Raw genomic sequence first — 4061 nt, forward strand, 5'->3', positions numbered from 1 at the left:
CCACCAGAGGAAGCCGCTGTTTATGCGATTCAACATGCGAAGGATAAAAATGAACCGCTTTATTTTGTTGTGTTCCCAGACGCGGCAAGCAGGGGCTTAGCAACAAGATTCAAAGTATATAAAGATGTGTAAGGGCGTATTGATGTCTATAGCTTTTTATGATTCAATAAAAAAAGTAAGTATTAAAGAAAAAATCTCAAATCAGAAAATAAAGGTGGTCTAAAAGGTGGACCAAAAAAGGTGGACGAGCAATGCTTGAAAAGGTGGACGAGAGGGGACGTTAAGTGAGGGCGATTCATCGGTTGTCAGCATCATTCGTAAAGTCGTCTCCGCAGGGTAAATATTGTGACGGGGCAGGGCTATGGTTGAATGTTCGAAAAGACAATACACGCTCTTGGTTTTTTCGCTATACGCACCACAATAAGCGCCGTGAAATGGGACTTGGTCCTGTTACGAAACTCTCTTTAAAAGAAGCGCGTGAGCTTACAAGATATTATAGTGATATTCTTAAAGAAGGCAATGATCCTATTGTCTTTCGAGAACAGACTATTTTAAAACAGCAAAGCAATATTTTTCAAGAAATTGCAAAAGCGGCTTTTGAAAGCAAAAAAGCAGAGTTGAAAAATGAAGGTAAAAACGGCCGCTGGTTTTCTCCACTAGAGTTGCACGTGATTCCACACATAGGTAATTTACCTATAGAAAAATTAACAGCCAATATTATTCGCAATGTTCTCTCACCCCTTTGGCATGAAAAAGCAGACACAGCGCGAAAAGCACTTAACCGTATCAATATTTGTTTGAAATATGCTGCGGCTCTTGGTTTAGATGTTGATCTACAGGCTTGTATGAAGGCACGCGCGCTTTTAGGAAAACCACGTGCGACATCAACAAATATTCCTGCTATGCCATGGCAAGAAGTGCCGGTTTTTTATCAAAGCTTGGATGATAAGATCCTTTCAAATTTAGCACTGAAGTTATTGATTTTGACAGGCACACGGTCATATCCATTGCGCTATTTGCGCCTTGAACAAATTGACAAAAATATATGGACGATACCAAAAGAAAACATGAAAGGTATTGTAGGGAAAGTTTCAGACTTTCGCGTGCCACTAAGTGATGAAGCTTTGAGAGTTATTGAAAAAACTCTCCCCTTTGAAAAGAATGGTTTTCTCTTTTCTGGTCGTAGAGGCAACCCCATTTCTGATGCTACCATGGCAAAATATATGACAATTTGCGGCTTAACCTATCGTCCCCATGGTTTTCGTTCAAGCTTACGGGACTGGATAGCAGAGACAACGTCAACACCATTTGAGATTGCCGAAACTGTTCTTGCACATACAGTTGGGAGTTCAGTGACGAAAGCCTACATGCGAACGGATTTTTTAGAGCAACGGCGTGTTCTTTTAGAGCTGTGGGCTAGCTTTATATCGGGAGTGGTTTGACAAAATATTCTAAGGCCATTAGAGCATAAATATAATTATTGTTATTCTACCTTAATGGCAACCCTAAAGCTTTAAAGAAACGTTGATGTCTTTTCTCAGTATCAGCTATGAGCTTACTAAACGAAATAACCTCTATATAGGACTCATAACTCTTATGATATCCAAAATATCCCATATGATCGCCTGATTCTGTTAAATCCCAAAGTTTGCAGCACTCTTTTATTTTTGGAGTTAGATCACAGACGACATAACAGTAACCGGGAACTTTTCCATCCAAATTTATTGGACGCCCTTTTGGGGTAAGTACTTTGCCTGCACGAATTTTTTCTAGATAAGTAATGACCTGCAAAATAGGATCTGTTTCGGTACCAGCTTTCGCGTCATCTCTCATGGGACGCTTAATTTCTACTATAGTAAGAGATGCCAAAGTAGGAGATTCTAAACCCTCTTTGCTATCTGATACTAATAAAGGATTCCAATAAATAGAATTATTACATAATTCTAAACTACATATATCGGGTCTTTCCTTTTCCATAGAGCCGGTAATAGACATTTTTTTTAATGATAAATCAGAAGCTAAATAATCATGAAATACTAATTTTTCGTCTATCAACCACAAGTTACAATTATCCATAGCTACAGAATTAGAATCACACTTCATGGGTACTATGAGTTGATGAATAACGTCTTCTTTAATATATTCTTTACCACCGTCATAAAGAGAATTTAAAGATTCCTTCAAAAGTTCTATGATAGTTTTTCTATGGAATAAGTAATTTGCCAAATCGGACTTTTTAAGATCACATACAGCATTTACATATTTATTAATTCTTGCTGCATAACTATCTGTATTTTCTCCTTGTTGAACTGCTAAAACATTATAACCTTCTTCTAAAATTTCATTTTCTACTCTAGCAAGACATTCATGCAAATGTAGTTCCAATTTTTTATCATTTATTTTAGGTGAAATCATATAGTCATTGTCTGTTAAATAGTTTAGGAGTGGACGATAGCGTGGTACTTTATGTGTGAACTTTTCAACTATCTCCTTACTGTTTTGAATGTTTTGCTTCAATTCTACAGCTAAATATTTTTGAATGCTTTCATAAATGGCTTGTCGTATTATCGGAAATGATATTTTTTTTCTTTTAAATAAATCTTCTTGTTTATCTTCAACATTTTCTTCAATATCAAAGCCTATTCTTTCAGAACGTACTCTTTCATCTAAAAAAAGAGAGCTTACATAACAAGAGTAGATAAATTCACCTATATCATCTTGCAGTTTTGATTGCATACCCGGAATTTTCTCAGATAACTTTTCTTTTGTAATAGCTCTATTGCCTGCACAAAAACATAAAGCCTGATTTTCTAAAGGTAAGGATCTAAATTTAATATGCATAATAGAAAAATTATAATTTTCTATTTTTATTTTTTCATTTAAAACGGCTCCATGCACGCATTGTTCATATAGATCATTTAATAATATCTTTTCTGTGTCATCTTCAATAGTTATGAAAGGGCAACCACCAGTTCTTGCAAAATACCAGAGACAATGTTCTAAGAGTGCTTTTGCGATAGATTGTAGTTTTTTAGGAATATGATTTTTATATTTTTGGTTTAGACCTGTTAACTCAACAATAGTTTCTCTCTTCGTACAATTATCTTGAAATTCATCTAATTCTTTTATACCTGCAGCAGCATCAAATAAAAATGTGCGCCCTTTTAATCCTCTATCTGTTTCATAAATACTCCTGATTTTTATATTATCAAAAGCTTTAAGCCATAAAAGTCGTCCTATACCATGGCAACCTTTATCTCTTTTATAATCTGAGTCTAAAGTTTTAAATGATTGAAAATTATGATCATTAAAGCCTGTACCATTGTCGATCACTTTAAAACCTACAATTTCTGTCTCGTTTAGTTTTTCTGTATCTTTGTCAAGTGGTAGTGAAGCTTGCTTCGATCTTATGACTGAAACTATAATGTAGCGTGAGGAAAAATCATTTCCTATTTCTTCAATGGAATGAATAGAATTTACAACTGCTTCAAAAAGAGGCAGTAGAGCATGATTTTCTGGTAAAGATGTATTTCTTACGCGGCCACTTAAATTTGTTCTCATTATCCACTCTAATCTATAAAAGACAATCAATTGTGTCGTTTTACAAAGATTTGACTTCCTCTTCATCCTTAAAGGATTAAAATTTCGAAGCTGTTCATATCAAATACAGTTTATTAGAAGCTTTAAATTCATGAAACAATTAATTCAAAGATTAATTCTTTGAAATCCACTGTTTTAAATGTGCAAAGACATTCTCTATCGGCTCCATGAGACGAGCAAAATTAAGAAACCATTTTCTAAAGAATTTCGCGCGTCTCAGAGTATGTTTAGAGTCGGATATTTGGTTTTTGTGTAAAAATACTTACTAATGCATCCATAATACGTGAAAAATCAAGCGCTAATAAGAGTATAATGAGTACAATCCATTTCGTATAACGCGACATCACTTTTATACTTTTGTAGGTCATGATGATTTCTTGAAGGATTTCTTTTTCTGCTTCTGTAAGCTCTGTATCGTCTTGTGTTTTTTTTCTAGCCATGTTTCCACCCACACAAGCGTT

The 4061-nt window shown here is 34.8% G+C and carries 3 protein-coding genes and 1 pseudogene; 2 read left to right on the top strand and 2 right to left on the bottom strand.

All coding sequences use genetic code 11. From position 1 onward, the window contains the following. Together ACFINE_RS09240 and ACFINE_RS09245 are read left to right on the top strand one after the other, a co-directional pair. Nucleotides 1–90, top strand: a pseudogene (locus ACFINE_RS09240) (filamentous hemagglutinin); the annotation flags it as partial. Between the two features lie 194 nt (nt 91–284). Then, nucleotides 285–1442 (top strand): tyrosine-type recombinase/integrase, encoded by a 1158-nt coding sequence (locus ACFINE_RS09245; protein ID WP_375621831.1) that lies wholly within the window; start codon nt 285–287, stop codon nt 1440–1442. Between the two features lie 46 nt (nt 1443–1488). Here ACFINE_RS09245 and ACFINE_RS09250 read toward each other — a convergent pair whose 3' ends face one another. After that, a complete protein-coding gene (locus ACFINE_RS09250) occupies nt 1489–3561 on the bottom strand; it encodes a hypothetical protein (RefSeq protein WP_375621832.1) in 2073 nt (690 codons plus the stop codon). Between the two features lie 266 nt (nt 3562–3827). After that, on the bottom strand, nt 3828–4040 hold the full coding sequence (locus tag ACFINE_RS09255; RefSeq protein WP_375616725.1) for a hypothetical protein: 213 nt from the start codon (nt 4038–4040) through the stop codon (nt 3828–3830). Between the last annotated feature and the right edge of the window lie 21 nt (nt 4041–4061).

Origin of the sequence: Bartonella sp. AA97HXZ (assembly GCF_042196985.1) — a bacterium.
Classification (GTDB): Bacteria; Pseudomonadota; Alphaproteobacteria; order Rhizobiales; family Rhizobiaceae; genus Bartonella.